Here is a 15,000-nt window from a genome sequence, read left to right as displayed (position 1 = left end):
CCGACCCTGACCCCGCATTTCCGCCATTTTTCAATCTGGCACGCCGACTGCAATCACCCTGGCCCAGCGGGCGGGTCCATGCCGGGGAAGGTGTGGGCCGCCCATCCGATGAAGGCGAAAGCCAAGGCTGATGGGGGATGGCATGGAGAAGGTCGCGGTGATGCAGGCGGGGCGCCATTGGGCGCTTCGGGGCTGGGGGGATCGGTTGCGCCTGCCAAAATGGGCGGCGCTGGGGCCACGGTCCAAGCGGGTGGTGGCCATCGGCGGCGTGCTGCTGCTGGGCGTCAGCGGTTTCACCCTGATGGTGGCCAGCAAGCCGGAAGTGGCCCGTGAGGACCGGCCGGAACGGGTCTGGTCCGTCGATGCCGTCAATGTGGCGCGCGCCGATCATCGCCCGGATATGACCCTGATGGGCACACTGGTCGCGGGCCGGTCGGCGGAATTGCGGCCCCTGGTGGCCGGGACCGTCAAGACGGTGTCGCCGGCCCTGCGCGACGGCGGTCTGGTCAAGGCCGGCGAAACCCTGCTGGAAATCGACCCCTGGGATTATCAGCTGAATGTGCGGGAGACGCGGGCACAGTTGGCCGAGGCCAAGGCCCGCCTGGATGAGCTGCGCGCGACCGCAGCGGCGGAGAAGTCGCGCGCCGAACTGGCGCGCCAGCAACTGGGGTTGAAGGAGCGGGAACAGGAACGCGCCCAGGCCCTGTATGACAAGGGCACCATCTCCATCGCGCGGCTGGAACAGAGCCAGGGCGCCCTGGCGGCGGAACGCCAGATCCTGGCCGCCATGGAGAACGGGTTCCAAGCCGGCAATGCCCGCGTGCGGCAGCAGGAAGCGACCATCGACCGGCTGAAGGCGGCCCTGGATCGGGCGGAAACCGATCTGGCCCGCACCAAGCTGACCGCGCCCTTCGATGCCTTTGTCGGCCAGACCAAGGCTGAAGTGGGCATGCGCGTGTCGGCGGGCGATCAGGTCGCCACCCTGTCGGGCACGGAAGGGCTGGAAGCCCGCGTCACCCTGTCGACCGAGGCCTATGGCCGTCTGGCTGCCGATGGGGCGGGCGTGGTTGGCCGCCGGGCAGAGGTGACCTGGAAACTGGGTGAGCAGCGACTGACCTATCCCGCGACGGTGGAACGCGTGATCGACCGGATCGATACGGCGACCGGTGGCGTCACCATTTTTGTGCGCCTGGAAAATCAAAGCCTGGACCAGCCGCTGCGCCCCGGTGCTTTCGTTGAGGTGGCGCTGCCTGACCGCGCCTATGTTGCGGTCCATCGCCTGCCCGTCACGGCGGTGCATGGCAATGACACGGTCTATATCGCCAATGCCGAGGGTCGGCTGGAAAGCACCAAGGTGCATGTGGTGGCCCGCACCAGCGATGCCGTGTTCATCGACAAGGGACTGAGCGACGGCGCCAAGGTGGTGACTACGCGGTTCCAGGAAATCGGACCCGGCCTGAAGGTTGCGGTGCGTGAGATGCCGGCGGCGGATGCCCAGGTCGCCACGAACCCCGCCAGGGACATTCAGGACAAGGCCACGGCCGGGGAGAAGAGCGAATGAACAGCGCCGGTCTGATCCGCACCTTCATCCGCCACAAGGTGGCGGCCAATATCCTGATGATCATGATGATGATCGCCGGCTTCTGGGCGCTGGCCAAGCTGGAACGGCAGATGGAACCGGACTTTGATGTGCCGGGCATCTATGTCGGGACGGCGTGGCAGGGCGCGTCCGCCGACGATATCGACCGCTCCATCATCGAGGCCATGGAACGCGAGGTGCGGTTCCTGGAAGGCGTGGATGAGGTGACGGGACGTTCGCGCGAAGGCATCGGCGAACTGTTCATCAATTTCAAGCATGGCACCGACATGGCCAAGGCCCTGTCGGAGGTCGAAAGCGCCATTAACAATATCACCACCCTGCCGCAAAGTGCCGAACGCCCCGTCATCAACCGCTTCACCATCACCGACGAGTTGATGGAACTGGCCATTTCCGGGCCGCTGCCGGAACCGGCATTGCGCGCGCTGGCCAAGCAGGTGCGTGACGGGGTGACGGCGCAGGGCGTGGACCGTGTCTATATGTCCGGCCTGCGTAATGCGGAGATCTGGGTGGAGGTGCCGGCGGCGGAGCTGCAACGGCTGGATACCACCCTGGGGGCCGTGGCCCAGCGTCTGGCCCAGGCATCAACCGATGTGCCGTCGGGCACCCTGTCGGGCAATATTGAAAAGCAGATGCGGTCCATGGGCCGGCAGGAGGATGCCGCCGGCGTCGCAGGATTGACGCTCCGCACCGACGAACAGGGCCAGCGCGTGACCATGGGGCAGGTGGCCCAGGTCAGCGATGCCTTCGACGATCGGGGCGTGACGGGCCGGCGCAATGGCAACCCCGCCATCAACCTGTCGCTCCAGACCTCCAAGAATGGCAATTTGATCGCCATCACCGAACGGGTGGATGCGTACCTTGAAAAGCTGCGCCCGACCCTGCCGCCCGGCGTGACCGTCGAAAGCTATGACCGCAATTCCGATGCGCTGGAAGATCGTATCGGCATGCTGATGGACAATGCCGTTGGCGGCATGGTGCTGGTCATGGCGGTGCTGGTCGTGTTCCTGCGGCCCTGGGTCACCTTCTGGATCGCCATCGACATCCTGGTCAGCTTCCTGGTCACCTTCGCCATCATGGTGCTGATCGGGCAGAGCATCAATGTGATGAGCCTGTTCGCCCTGATCATGATGACGGGCATCATCTGTGACGATGCCATCGTGGTGGCCGAATATGGTCAGACCCTGATGGACAAGGGCATGGAGCCGACCAAGGCCGTGGAACGTGCCGCCCAGCGCATGTTCTGGCCCGTCACGGCGGCCGCCATCACCACCATTGCCGCCTTCGGCCCCATGCTGATGATGCGTGGCACCACGGGGCAGTATGTGCTGCCGCTGCCCGCCATCTCCATCGCCGTCATCATCGCCTCGCTGCTGGGCTGCTTCCTGATGCTGCCGTCCCATATGCGCCACGCGCTGGAAAAGGGGCAGAAGTCGCCGCCGTCAAAGCTGCGGGTCGCGTTCGAGGCGAAGTTCAACGCCTTCCGTGATGGGCCGTTCACGCAGGTCATTGCCTGGACCACCCATAATCGCGGTCTGACGGTTGCGGCGGCGGTCACGGTCATGGCGCTGGCCATCGGGTTGCAGGGGGGCGGCCATGTGAAGTTCGCCTTCTTCCCGCAGCCGGAGGGCAATCAGGCGCAGTTGAACCTGCTGTTCAGCCCCGGCACCCCGCGCGAAGTGGTGGCCAAGCAGATCGACGAGGCCGAAGCCGCCTTGTACCGCGTGGAGGCCGCTTATGGGCTGCAGCGGGGTGAGATCGTCAAGATGACGTTCGGCAAGCTGGGCGTCACGACCGGCAACAACCTGCCCGAACAGGTGGGCGACTATATCGGCTCCATGAATGTCGAATTCTCCGTGGCCGACGACCGTGAACAGCGTCTGCCCGAGATCATGAAGAAGTGGGAGGCGGAGACCAAGCTGCTGCCCGGCATCGATCAGGTGATCTTCTCCACCGAGCAGGACGGGTTTGGCGGCGATGGCTTCGGCTTCCGTCTGGTCCATAACGACCCCTATGTGCTGAAGGCTGCGTCGGAGGAACTGAAGAAGATCATCATGACCTATGGCGGGGTCAGCGGGGCGCGTGACAACCTGCCGGCGGGCAAGCCGGAACTGGTGGTCAAGGTCACCCCGCGCGGCGAGGCCCTGGGCTTCACCACCGAGAATGTGGGCCGGCAGTTGCGCGACGCCATGGACGGGGCCATCGCCATGCGCTTTGCCCGGGGTGACGAGGAAGTGACGGTACGTGTCCGCCTGCCTGAAAGCGATCAGACGGAGGCGCTGCTGGCCACCCTGAAACTGCGGTCACCGACCGGCATGCAGGTGCCGCTGGCCGATGTGGTGGAACTGTCCGAACGGCCCGGCCTGTCGCGCATCCTGCGCAACAAGGGCCAGCGCACCGTCTCCATCTTTGCCGAGGTCGATCACCTGAAGGGCAATAGCGGGGAGATCCGCAGCGATATCGAAAAGAACCATCTGCCCGGCATCATGGAGAAGTACGGCGTCAAGAAGGACCAGAATGACGGGTCGCGCCAGGAAGAGGAATTCTGGTCCGACTTCATGGCCGGCATGGTGGTGTCCCTGTTCTCCATCTATCTGGTGCTGGCCTGGATCATGGGCAGCTTCGCCCGACCCTTCGCGGTCCTGATGATCATCCCCTTCTCCATCGCCGGCACCATCTTCGGCCATTGGGTGATGGGGGCGGACATGACGATCTGGTCCTATATCGCCATCATGGGCATGGCGGGCGTGCTGGTGAATGACAGTATCCAGGTGGTCAGCAGCATCGATGACCGTATCAAGGATGGCGAAGCGGTGGAGAGTGCGGTGGTACATGGGGCGGCGGAACGGCTGCGCCAGGTGTTGCTGACCTCGCTGACCACCATCTTCGGTCTGCTGCCCTTGTTGACGGAGACGGCGTTCCAGGCGGCCTTCCTGGTGCCCATGGCCATCACCTTCGTCTTCGGCATCGGGACGGCCACGGTGCTGGTCCTGCTGCTGATGCCGGCCTTGCTGATGTTGGTGGAGGATGGCAAGCGGGGTATCGGCCGGATGCGCGGCTGGTTTGGCCGCCGTCCGGCAACGATGGCGGCGGGTTGAGGGATGGAACGGGGGGCGGCGCCTGCGTCCGCCCCCCGGTTTACAGGGTGGAATGGACTCTATAGGGTTCAAAGGCCGTCAACAATTACCGATCGTCCAGAATGGATCCGTTCAGCGACGTCATCGCACTTCTCCGGCCGCATACGGCCATCTCCAAGCCCATAACGGGGCGCGGGCGCTGGGGCATGCGCTATGCGGCCCACGACGCGCCCGGTTTCGCGATTATCCTGAAAGGGGAATGCTGGATCAGCTTCGACGGACAGGACCCTTGGAAATTCGCGAAGGGGGACTTCCTGCTGCTGCCCTCCACCCCGTCCTTCACGATGAGCAGCCATCCCGGCATTGCCTGTGAACCCCGCGATCCGGTCCATACGGCCGTGCGACATGGTGAGCAGGAAGGCGAGGCGGATTTTGAATCACTGGGCGGTACCTTCCGCATCGAACAGGTAAACGCACCGCTGCTGCTGACTTTGCTGCCCCGCATGATCCTGGTTCCGGCATCGGAGGGCAGGGCGGGCCGGCTGCGCCAGATCATCGAACTGATCAGCCAGGAATATACGGCGCAGGAACCCGGCCGCGCGTTGATCCTGCAGCGCCTGCTGGAGGTTCTGCTGATCGAGGTCTTGCGCTGGCACGGGGTTGCGGCGGATGGGGATGGCCCGGCCGGCCTGTTGAACGGCATGCGCGATCCCGCCCTGGCACGCGTGCTGCGTGCCATGCATGCGGATGTGCGCGCCGGCTGGACGGTTGCCGGCCTTGCCCGCATCGCCGGCCTGTCGCGATCCGGCTTTGCCGCGCGCTTCACCGACAATCTGGGCTGCGGCCCCATCGAATATCTGGCGCGCTGGCGCTTGGCCCTGGCCAAGGATGCCCTGGTACGGGGGACCCAGACCCTGGACAGGATCGCCGAGGAAATCGGCTATGAGTCCGCCAGCGCCTTCAGCACGGCCTTCCGCAAGCGGCTGGGCTGTTCTCCCGGCAAATTCGCCCGGGAGAGCCGGGAGGCCGCGCGGCTATCGGCAGCATGATCTGGACTGTTGATAATTAATTATGGACTTCTGATTATCGATGATCTGATCGTTTGCGGCTATTCATCCATCATCCCCAGCAGATGGATGATCCTCCCATGAAAACGATCCTGATCACCGGTGCCTCCTCCGGCTTTGGCCTGGAAACCGCCCGTCATTTCCTGGCCAAGGGCTGGACCGTGGTTGCCACCATGCGCCGGCCCGATGCGGAGGTTCTGCCGCGTTCCGGCAATCTTCGGATCATCCCGCTGGATGTCACCAGCACGGATAGCATCGCCGCAGCGGTTGCGGCGGCCGGCCCGATCGACCTTCTGGTCAATAATGCCGGGGTGGGTACCGTTGGCGCGTTCGAAGCCACGCCCATGGATCATGTGCGCAAACTGTTCGATACCAACACGTTCGGCGTCATGGCCATGTGCCAGGCGGTCATTCCGCAGATGCGGGAACGCGGGTCGGGCGTCATCGTCAACGTCACCTCGACCGTCACGCTGGCCGACATGCCGCTGACCGCCGCCTATACGGCCAGCAAGCAGGCCATCACCGGCTTCACAGGCGCCATCGCCCATGAACTGGCCACTTTCAATATCCGGGTGAAGCTGGTGGAGCCGGGCTACAGCCCGACCACCCGCTTTACCCAGAATGCCGGCCTGCCGGTCGCGGACCTGATCCCGCCGGCCTATGCGGATTTCGCCGGTCCGATTTTCAAGGCCTTCGCCAGCCCGGCCCTGACCACGCGGGAAACCGATGTGGCCGAAGCGGTCTGGCATGCCGCACACGACCTGTCGGAGCGGCTGCACTTCCCGGCCGGGGCCGATGCCGTCGCCCTGTATCATACCAGGGCCACGAAATCATGACCGATGGTCAAGCTTTCGTGCGCCTTAAATCGCCGGCGGGCGCATCCGCGCCCTTGGCTACGCGGCATGGGCCGCGCGGCGGCAGTCGCCGCCGTACCATCGGTCAAGAATTTTGACCGATGGTATCAGTCGCGGTTCGGCTCGCCTTGAGCGGGCATCCCGTCCTCCAGGCCGCGCAGCAGGGGGGCGAGGCCGCCGTCGCTGATCATCTCCGCCGCGTCGGCGGGGGACAGCCAGCGGCGTTCCCGCTGGTCCATCTCCGGCCATTCGGACAGGATCTCCGTCACTTCCAGCAGGAAGACGGCGACATGGCAGCGCACGGCGGCACCATCGTCCAGCAGCTTCAGATAGCGGTAGGCGCCGATGGGGGCCGGGGTGATGCGTCCCTTCACGCCCGCCTCCTCGAACGCCTCGCGCGCGGCCATGGCGCCGGGGGACAGCTTCTTTTTCAACCAGCCCTTGGGGATGATCCAGCGCCGTGTCTGGCGGGAGGTGACCAGCAGGACGCGCGGCATGGACCCGATGAAGCGGACCGGCAGGGCGGCGCATTGTCTGGTCTTGCTCTTGGGCATGATGCCGGCTCCCCTGGCTTCCTTTCAGCCCGATGCCGCGTCGCGGTGGGCCTGGGCGCGTTCCAGGCGCTGGCGCACCTGGGCATCGCGGGAAATGGAGGGCGGGACCGTCACGGCACCCCGCAGACCGGCAACGCTGGAGATGTTGCGGATGCTGCGCATGGTTTCATTGAACATCTCCGTCATCATTTCGCGCGGATCCACGGTCCCCTGTTCGGTGACCAGCGTCAGGCGGTGGATGGCGTAGAAGCCGATGATGCCGGCCAGCAGGAAATAGAAATCCCAACTGGTCAGAACCAGTGGCAATTCATGCACCCCCCTTGGGTTGGTCCAGCTCAACAGCAGGCCCAGCCGGCGTTCGGTGAAATAATCGGCCAGCAGACCGCCCAGGATGGGCGCCAAGCCGGCGGCAACAGCCGTGACGATGGCGCTGGCCGCGATATAGGCCGTGGCGCTGCCGCGCGGTGATAGTTTCAGGGCGATGTTGGTGGCGGGCAGGGTGACACCCGCTACCGCGGCGCCCATCAGCAGATGCAGCACCACCAGCCAGATCTTCGCGGCATCGGCGTCCACCACCTGCGACGCGCCGATCATGGCCACGATGCACAGGATATAGGCGGGGGCACAGACAGAGAGAACGCTCTTGTTGGAGAAACGGTCGCTCAGCCGGCCCCAATAGCGTAATGCCAGAATATTGGACACCTGGCTCAACACATTCAGCACCATGACGAAGCTGATGTCGAATTGCAGTTGGCGGACGATATAGACGGTGAAGAACGGGGTGGCGAGGTTCACCGCGAACTGCCAACTGCCGATGAAGACCAGAAGCCGGCCGAAATTGCTGTCGCGGAACGGTTCCGCCACCATGGTGGAGAGACCGACGGCGGCGCGGGGCGGCGGCATGGCCGGTTCCGGCATGGCCGCCACGATGCGCGCGCTGATCAGGCCGGTGATGCAACCGGCGGCAAACATGCCCGCGAACAGCACGTCGCGGGCCAGCGACCCTTCGCCGGTCAGGTCCAGCGCCATGGCGGCCGCCAGTCCCAGCAGGAGGTTGATGGCCGTGACCCAGAGCGTGCGCCGCGCAAAGACCTGACCCAGCCGCTTTTCCGGTGCCAGATCGCGCAACCAGGCATTCCAGGCACAGGAACCGACGGCACCCAGGCCACACAGGATGAACTGCGCGCCCAGAAAGACCAGCAGCGGGATCGTTCCTGTAAAAAACGCCGTGGCGGCCATCACGCCCAGCATCAGGCGGCCAACGATGCTGGACAGGACGGCTATGCGCTTGCGCTGCCGTAACCGTTCGACCAGCAGGATCGACGGCAATTGCAGCAACTGCGCCAGGAAGGGAGCGCTGGCCAGAACGCCGATCATCAGGTTGGAGGCACCCAGATGCAGGGCGAAGGCCGTCAGGATCACGCCCGTGGTCAGGGCGCCGCCGCCGCTGGAAAAGGCCGCTTCCAGTACCAGCAGGCGCAACCCGCGCGCGGAATCCTCTTCGCTGACCTCTGCCTGTGGATCAAGCCGTGCCATCGGTTTCTCCAAGCCATTCCGTTGACAACGGTCCATCGGCGCGGGTGTTCCACCGTGCGGATGCCGGTCTGCGGCGTGTCTTGCTGTCGGCATGACAGGTTCTTTTTAAGGAAACTTTCCATGGGAGGCGCCCTTTCGCGGGAACGCCGGTGGTTGGACGGCGTTGACGTTCCATGATCCCAAGCCTTGCCCTATTCGCCGGTTCCACCGGCCACCGGGATCGCCAGCCCCAAGGGAGAACAGGATGCGCAGGTTGCAGCAGGCGCTATTGATCGGTGCGGTTTTGTGTGCCGGTTCCGCCATGGCCCAGGTTCCGCCATCCCCGCATGCCAACCCACAGGTGGTGCCGCCCGGTTCCGACAAGCCGGAGGCGCAGGAGGCGCCGGCGCGTACCGACCAGAAAAAGCTGGTGACGCTGATCGCCCAGGGCGGCATGGCGGAAGTGGCGGCGGGGCAGTTGGCCCAAAGCCGCGCCCGCCTGCCGTCCGTGCGCCGCTTCGCCGACCAGATGGTGTTCGATCATACGAAGGGTAATGCCGATCTGGCCGCCGCCGCCGCCCAGGCCAATATCGTGATCCCGTCCGCCCTGGCGGCCGAACATCAGGCCAAGGTCATGGCCATGGGCAACGTGGCGGATGCGGATTTTGACCAGGCCTATATCCAGCAGCAGGTCAAGGACCATCGGTCCATGATCGAGTTACACCGCCAGTTGCAGGACACCTCCACCCCGGCGCTGGCCGACTATGCCCGGAGCAGCCTGCCCAAGCTGGAAGAGCATCTGCGTCTGGCGCAGGGCGTGGAGCGCGACTTGAAGGACAAGAAGCGGGAATGATACCAGAGGCCAAAAGTTTTGACCCCTGGTATCCGCGCCGCCGATATGCATCCCGCATGACCGGGCAGAAAGTGCGAACTCCATCCGGGAACCCATGGGTTTCCAGATCGTTTCCTTGATGGGGTGTCATCGCCCCCACCTTGATCCAATGGAGGAAGCCATGAAAGTCCGTGAGGCCATGTCGCGCGACGTGCGTATCGCGAACCCGACCGAAACCATCGAGGAGGCCGCCAAGATGATGGCGGCCCAGGATCTGGGGTCCCTGCCCGTGGGGGATGGGGACCGGCTGGTCGGCATGGTGACGGACCGCGACATCGTGGTCCGCGCCGTCGCCACAGGACGCGGTCCCGGCACCAAGGTGCGGGACGTGATGAGCGACAATGTCAAATATTGCTATGATGATGAGGATCTGGACGACATCTCCCGCAACATGGGCAAGATCCAGGTGCGCCGCCTGCCGGTGCTGAACCGCGAGAAGCGTCTGGTCGGCATCCTGTCGCTGGGCGATGTGGCCGTGAACGAGCCGCAGGCGGCGGGCCGAGCGCTGGGCGGCGTGGCCCGCCCCGCCGGTGCCCATAACCAGCGGGCGTGAACGGGCAGGACGGGGGGATCGCACCATGACGAAACAGACCGGCGAACAGAAGGAAATCGTCCGCGACGTCATGCATGACTTCAAGGAAGGTGACCTGAAAAGCGCCAGCGGACGGAAGGTCCGCAGCCGCAAACAGGCCGTCGCCATCGCCCTGCATGAGGCCGGCACCTCCACTCAGGAGAGCCCCGCCGACAACCGCCGCAACCTGCGCCGCACGCGCCAGACGCGGGGCAGCGAAGGCCCGACGCGGGAGGAGCTTTACGAGGAGGCCCGACGCAAGGGCGTGTCGGGGCGGTCGCGCATGTCAAAGGCGGAACTGTCCCGCGCCCTGGGTCACTGATATCAATCTTCCTTGATCGTGACCGATCCAGGAAGATTGCGTGTTCCTCAGACGCCGGGCGCCAACATCCGGCGGCTTGGCTTACGGCACCACGCGGTGCCGGGCCGGCAGTCGCCGGCCTCCAATCTGCCAAGGGTAAAACCCTCGGCAGATGGGTATGACCCTGTTCCCGATTGCCTTGGGCCCGACTGGGCGGCGGACCGTCAGGCCCGCCGCCTTCTTTTTGTTGATCTGCGTTGTGGGGCTTCGGGCTTGGTCCCGTCGCCCGTCCGGTTACGGGATGAAGGTCTGTTTGGGGATGTGGGTGATGCGGCAGGCAAGGTCGGCCTCTCCCGAGGCGACGATATAATGGTCGCCATGGTCGACGATGCCGGTGGTGAAGACCACGTCGCGCAGATAAAGCTGATGCTCGATGGGTTTGGTCAGGTCGGGCGCGGGTTCCAGCAGGGGTTCTGGCGGGCTGTGCAGGATGCGGCTGGGATCGTCGCGATCCAGCAGGGACCAGTAGGTGCGGTAGATGCCTACGATCTCCTTCGGCTCCACCCCATGCCACAGGGTCAGCCAGCCCTGGTCCGTCAGGATGGGCGGGGCGCCGCCGCCTACGCGGGCCGTGGCGACCGTGCCTGAAAGGGGCCGGATGCCGGGCCGCCGCCAGGGTTTCCAGTGGCGCGCGTCGGGCGAACTGGCCAGGTTGATTGAGGGTCCTGCCCGCCACGGGCTTTCGGGCGGATAGGCGAAATACAGGTCGCCCAGCGGCCGCGTCTGCGCCCAGTAACGACCATCGATCCGCCCTTCGAAGATCAGCATGTCCTTGTTCTGGTGATCCAGGACGATATCATCGAAGTCCCATGTCAAGCCGTCTTGGGACCGGTAGAGCGTGGTGGAATGCCGTTCCGGGCTGACGGAGCAGGTGGTCATCAGATAGGTGCCATCCACGCGGGAGATGCGCGCATCCTCCACCCCGTAACATTGGAACGAGGCGGCGGGCGCGATGGCCCGGTCGTAATGGATGGCGACACGGTCCAGCCCGTCGGGCGACATTTCCACCGGCAGCAGCCAGGACAGCGAGGTCAGCGCCATGATGCGCCAGCCGCCGCCATGGATCAGGAACTTGCGCGGATCGGCCGTGTCGACCATTTCCAGCTTCCACCGATCCAGCACGAAACGGGCTTCGTCCTCGTCCCAGCGGATGGCATGGGCATGGCCGTCCCGGATCGGGTCGCGCAACGCCTCCGCCACCCGGACCATCAGCAGCAGATTGCCGTTGGGCAGCCGCGTCAGGCCGGGATTGAAGGCGCCCAGCACATAGGTTTCCGCCTCCAACTGCCCCGCCAGCGGGGACCGCGAGAGGTCGATATCGTCGGGCGTCAGCACCAGACGGTCGATGGGGAAGGTCATGGCGTCAATCGTCCAGGCGGGGCACGATGGTCAATTGCTGCACGACCACACGGTCGGGCTGGGTCAGCAGGTAGCGCACCCCGACGGCGATATCCTCGGCCCGCAGCATCTTCTGTTCCCCGATCATCTGCCGCTGCTCTGCGGTGGACAGGTCGGGGTAATGCAGGTCGGCCGCCGTGAAGCCCGGTTCGACCAGCGATACCTTGATGCCCTTCGGCCCCAGTTCCTTGGTCAGGGCCTCTGAGAAACCCGCGATGCCGGCCTTGATGCCGGCATAGACGGTGGAGCCGGGGGACAGGGAATGCGCGCTGGTCGAGCCGATCAGCACGATATGGCCCTTTTCGCCCATCGTGTCGCAGGCGGCATGGGCGCTGGCGATATAGGCGGTGAAGTCGGTGGCCAGCGCGTATTGCAGGTCTTCGGCCGACATCTCCGACAAGCCGTTGGCCGGGACGGCGGCATTGATGACGGCAATGTCCAGCCCGCCCAGATAATCGGCGGCGGCCGCGATGAACCGGCCCGGACTGTCTTCGTCCGCCAGATCGATAATCATGCCGTCGCCTTCCCCCACCTCCTTGATGCGGTTCAGCGCATCATGCAGATGGTCGGGCGTGCGGCCGCAGATGAAGACCCTGACCCCGTAGGAGGCCAGAAGCACGGCGATGGCCCGCCCGATGCCCGTCGTGCCCCCCGTAATGGCGGCGCGCTTGCCGGACAGGGAGGGCTCGGCCGTGTGGGCGTCATTCAGGTCGGTCATGGGGCTGCCTCCTTTTCAGTTGGATGCGTATCGGTCGCCCAGGCGATGGCGATCCGTCCGCAGGCGGGAATGGTGAATTCGCTGTATCCGTCGCCGGTATTGCCGGGTTGCACGGGCGTTCCGTCGCCGGCCAGGATGGTGATGACAGGCAATTCCCGGCCATCGTTGGAGATCAGGCGCAAAAGGGCCCGGCGGTCCTGTCCACCCAGCAGGTGGAAGCTGACGGAATGATCCTCCCCGGATTGCAGCCGGGACAGGAAATGGTCGCAGAACAGCGTGAAGGGCGCGTCATCCAGCCGGTGGAAGGCGTGGGCGGCAAAGATGAAGGCGGCACCGGCGCCATAAATCTCCTGCCCCACCTCTCCGGCGGGGCGGCCGTCCAGATACAGATCCTCCAGCGGGAAACTGCGGTTGCGGTCGATATGGCCGTTGCGCTGCTTGTCCGCCAGGGCATCGGTCGGCAAGGCGTCGGGATAGTAGAACCAGGCCCGGTCCAGCGCATGGCGGCAGAATTCGGCCGCCAGCATCCGTGCATCCGGGTCCAGCGCCGTATTGCCATCCTGCAGATACTGGCGGAAGGCCCGGAAACTGTCTGAGCATTCATAGATGGCCATGTAGGAGGCGTTATGCAGCGCCGTGACGCCCAGGAAGTTCCGGTAATGGCGGGCATGGCCGATCTCCGATTCCCACAGGCAGCAATTGTGCAGGAAGCTGGCCAGATAGACGTAGGATTGGCGCAGATAATCATCCCGCCCCGTCGCCCGCCACAGGCCGGCGCAGGCGGCCGCACCCCAGGCCGTCAGGTTGGCCTGATAGTTCAGGTTAAACCCCAGGCCCCGGGCCGCGTCGACGGCCTTCGCCGCCTCGTCCAGGCAGCAGCGGTCGCCCGTCAGTTCATGGGCCAGCAGCATCACGCAGGCATAAAGCCCGCCAACATCGGTCTGGCCATAGCCATCCTCCCGCGTTGCCGTGACCACGCTGAAATCGCGGGCGTCGAAATGGATGGGCCAGCGATAGCCGAAATGCCGCGCCGCCCGGATGGCATAGCGCAGCGAGCGTGTGAACAGGCGCCGCGCCTGATCGTCGCCGGCCACTGCCAATTGTCCCAGCGTCAGCAGCGGGTGATAGAGATACCAGCTATCCACCGTATCGGCGTTCTTCTGCTGCCCCACATCGGGCAGGTAACGCCGGAACATGCTGAGGCGTTTGTCGTGGAACTGCTCCAGCCCGGCCGCCAGCTCCGCGCGCAGGGGCACCGCTTCGCCGCGCCAGCGTGCATAATCATCCAGGGCGGCAATCACGGCATTCTGCACCATGCTGTCGGGCGGCTCGGCATTGGTGTAGGGGCGGATATAGCGATGGCCGAAATGCATTTCGGTGGCTTCCGGCGCCTGGTCCAGATCGTCCAGCGTCCACCTTGCGCGGGAAGGCCAGTCGCGGAAGGTGGGGGGCGGCCCATCCAGTTGCCGCACCGTCGCCGCCAGCAGGCGCAGGAAGGACAGGGCCATGTCCCCCTCATCCGCGCCGGCATTCCGGTCCAGCCCCAGAAAGGCATCCGACAGGGTCAGGGTGACGGCGGTGGTCAGAGGTCCGGTCCTGGTTTCCGGTGCGCGATAGCCCAGTTCCGGCCAGTGCCCGCCCACCACCGTGTCGGGCTTGGTGCCGGTCTGCCGGAAATAATCGTTCAGCGCCGTCAGGTTCTGGAAATAAAGCCCGAAGCCGGGGCCGAGATTGTCGAGACGAAAAAAACAGAGGCCGCCATTCATGCCGCGCTGTGCGGCTTCGACCCGACCGCCGGCCGCCATGGGATCGTCGCCGGGACCCAGAAGGTAAAGATCGCGCGGTGATCGGGCGGGGCGCAACGGCAGCGACGGCGTCAGCCGCGTGGTCACCCGCAGCAGCAGCGGCGTGGGGCAGACCACGGCCACGGTGGTCTGCTGTGCCCCGAACAGGGTGGAGAGGGCGATCACCCAGCCATCCCGTGTGCGCCTTGTGCTGAGCCGCTGGATGCCGCCGGGACAATGGGCGGCGCGCAGGGCGGCACCAGCCCGGCCCCGCGAGCGCAGGACGACCCACAGCGCATCCTTTCCCGACAGGACCTGCAGGTCGCTGTCCATGTCCAGATCCTGCATGCCCAGCAGCCGCATATCACCGGCCGCCAGTTCGGCCCGTAGGGACAGCAGGTCGGCGCTGACGCCTTCTTCGGGGGGACGGGTGGTCGCGGGGTGGGTGTCCTGTTTTCCGTATCGGTCTGCCGTTTCAATCAGCATGCGGGGCACCCGGTTGCGATATCCAGCAAGGAAACGGACATGGCGACAGCGGGTTCCGCCGCTTTCCCGCCCCATCCCGATGCGCGGGGCCTGTCCCGAAACGGGTACTCCCGATAAACAACCGAT

Annotated in this window: 12 protein-coding genes; 7 read left to right on the top strand and 5 right to left on the bottom strand. The window is 65.2% G+C overall.

Features of this window, described 5'->3' with window-relative positions; translation table 11 throughout:
• Positions 1-142: 142 nt before the first annotated feature.
• From KBA48_RS03575 to KBA48_RS03560, 4 genes are all read left to right on the top strand, one after another.
• Complete coding sequence (locus KBA48_RS03575; RefSeq protein ID WP_292903620.1) at positions 143-1,561, top strand: efflux RND transporter periplasmic adaptor subunit; 1,419 nt, start codon at positions 143-145, stop codon at positions 1,559-1,561.
• Positions 1,558-4,695 carry an efflux RND transporter permease subunit gene (locus KBA48_RS03570; RefSeq protein ID WP_292903619.1) on the top strand — a complete coding sequence of 1,046 codons (3,138 nt, stop codon included), beginning with the start codon at positions 1,558-1,560 and terminating at the stop codon, positions 4,693-4,695. Before KBA48_RS03575 ends, KBA48_RS03570 begins: the two co-directional genes overlap by 4 nt.
• A 101-nt stretch (positions 4,696-4,796) precedes the next feature.
• Entirely contained in the window at positions 4,797-5,723 is a 927-nt protein-coding gene (locus KBA48_RS03565) for an AraC family transcriptional regulator (RefSeq protein ID WP_292903618.1), read from the top strand.
• Between the two features lie 98 nt (positions 5,724-5,821).
• A complete protein-coding gene (locus tag KBA48_RS03560; RefSeq protein WP_292903617.1) occupies positions 5,822-6,577 on the top strand; it encodes an SDR family oxidoreductase in 756 nt (251 codons plus the stop codon).
• Between the two features lie 125 nt (positions 6,578-6,702).
• Here the strand turns inward: KBA48_RS03560 and KBA48_RS03555 are convergent, their stop codons facing one another.
• Positions 6,703-7,149 (bottom strand): NUDIX hydrolase, encoded by a 447-nt coding sequence (locus KBA48_RS03555; protein WP_292903616.1) that lies wholly within the window; start codon positions 7,147-7,149, stop codon positions 6,703-6,705.
• Positions 7,150-7,173: 24 nt separating this feature from the next.
• Positions 7,174-8,685, bottom strand: coding sequence for an MFS transporter (locus tag KBA48_RS03550; protein ID WP_292903615.1), 1,512 nt, complete (start codon positions 8,683-8,685; stop codon positions 7,174-7,176).
• Positions 8,686-8,929: 244 nt separating this feature from the next.
• On the opposite strand from KBA48_RS03550, the gene KBA48_RS03545 reads away from it, so the two are divergent.
• The 3 genes from KBA48_RS03545 (at position 8,930) to KBA48_RS03535 (ending at position 10,449) form a co-directional block, all read left to right on the top strand.
• Positions 8,930-9,517, top strand: coding sequence for a DUF4142 domain-containing protein (locus KBA48_RS03545; RefSeq protein ID WP_292903614.1), 588 nt, complete (start codon positions 8,930-8,932; stop codon positions 9,515-9,517).
• Positions 9,518-9,677: 160 nt separating this feature from the next.
• The gene (locus KBA48_RS03540; RefSeq protein WP_292903613.1) at positions 9,678-10,109 is read left to right on the top strand and encodes a CBS domain-containing protein; all 432 of its coding nucleotides are present in this window, start codon (positions 9,678-9,680) and stop codon (positions 10,107-10,109) included.
• Between the two features lie 25 nt (positions 10,110-10,134).
• Complete coding sequence (locus KBA48_RS03535; protein ID WP_292903612.1) at positions 10,135-10,449, top strand: DUF6496 domain-containing protein; 315 nt, start codon at positions 10,135-10,137, stop codon at positions 10,447-10,449.
• 273 nt (positions 10,450-10,722) lie between these two features.
• On the opposite strand, the gene KBA48_RS03530 is transcribed toward KBA48_RS03535, so the two are convergent.
• From KBA48_RS03530 to KBA48_RS03520, 3 genes are read right to left on the bottom strand one after another with little or no spacing between them, the layout of a single operon-like run.
• Positions 10,723-11,847 (bottom strand): hypothetical protein, encoded by a 1,125-nt coding sequence (locus KBA48_RS03530; RefSeq protein WP_292903611.1) that lies wholly within the window; start codon positions 11,845-11,847, stop codon positions 10,723-10,725.
• Positions 11,848-11,851: 4 nt separating this feature from the next.
• Positions 11,852-12,604 (bottom strand): SDR family oxidoreductase, encoded by a 753-nt coding sequence (locus KBA48_RS03525; RefSeq protein WP_292903610.1) that lies wholly within the window; start codon positions 12,602-12,604, stop codon positions 11,852-11,854.
• On the bottom strand, positions 12,601-14,874 hold the full coding sequence (locus KBA48_RS03520; RefSeq protein ID WP_292903609.1) for a hypothetical protein: 2,274 nt from the start codon (positions 14,872-14,874) through the stop codon (positions 12,601-12,603). The genes KBA48_RS03525 and KBA48_RS03520 overlap by 4 nt, the downstream gene beginning before the upstream one ends.
• Positions 14,875-15,000: the final 126 nt, after the last annotated feature.

Source organism: Niveispirillum sp. (assembly GCF_017996735.1).
Classification (GTDB): Bacteria; Pseudomonadota; Alphaproteobacteria; order Azospirillales; family Azospirillaceae; genus Niveispirillum.
This window is presented reverse-complemented; position numbering and strand designations above follow the sequence as displayed.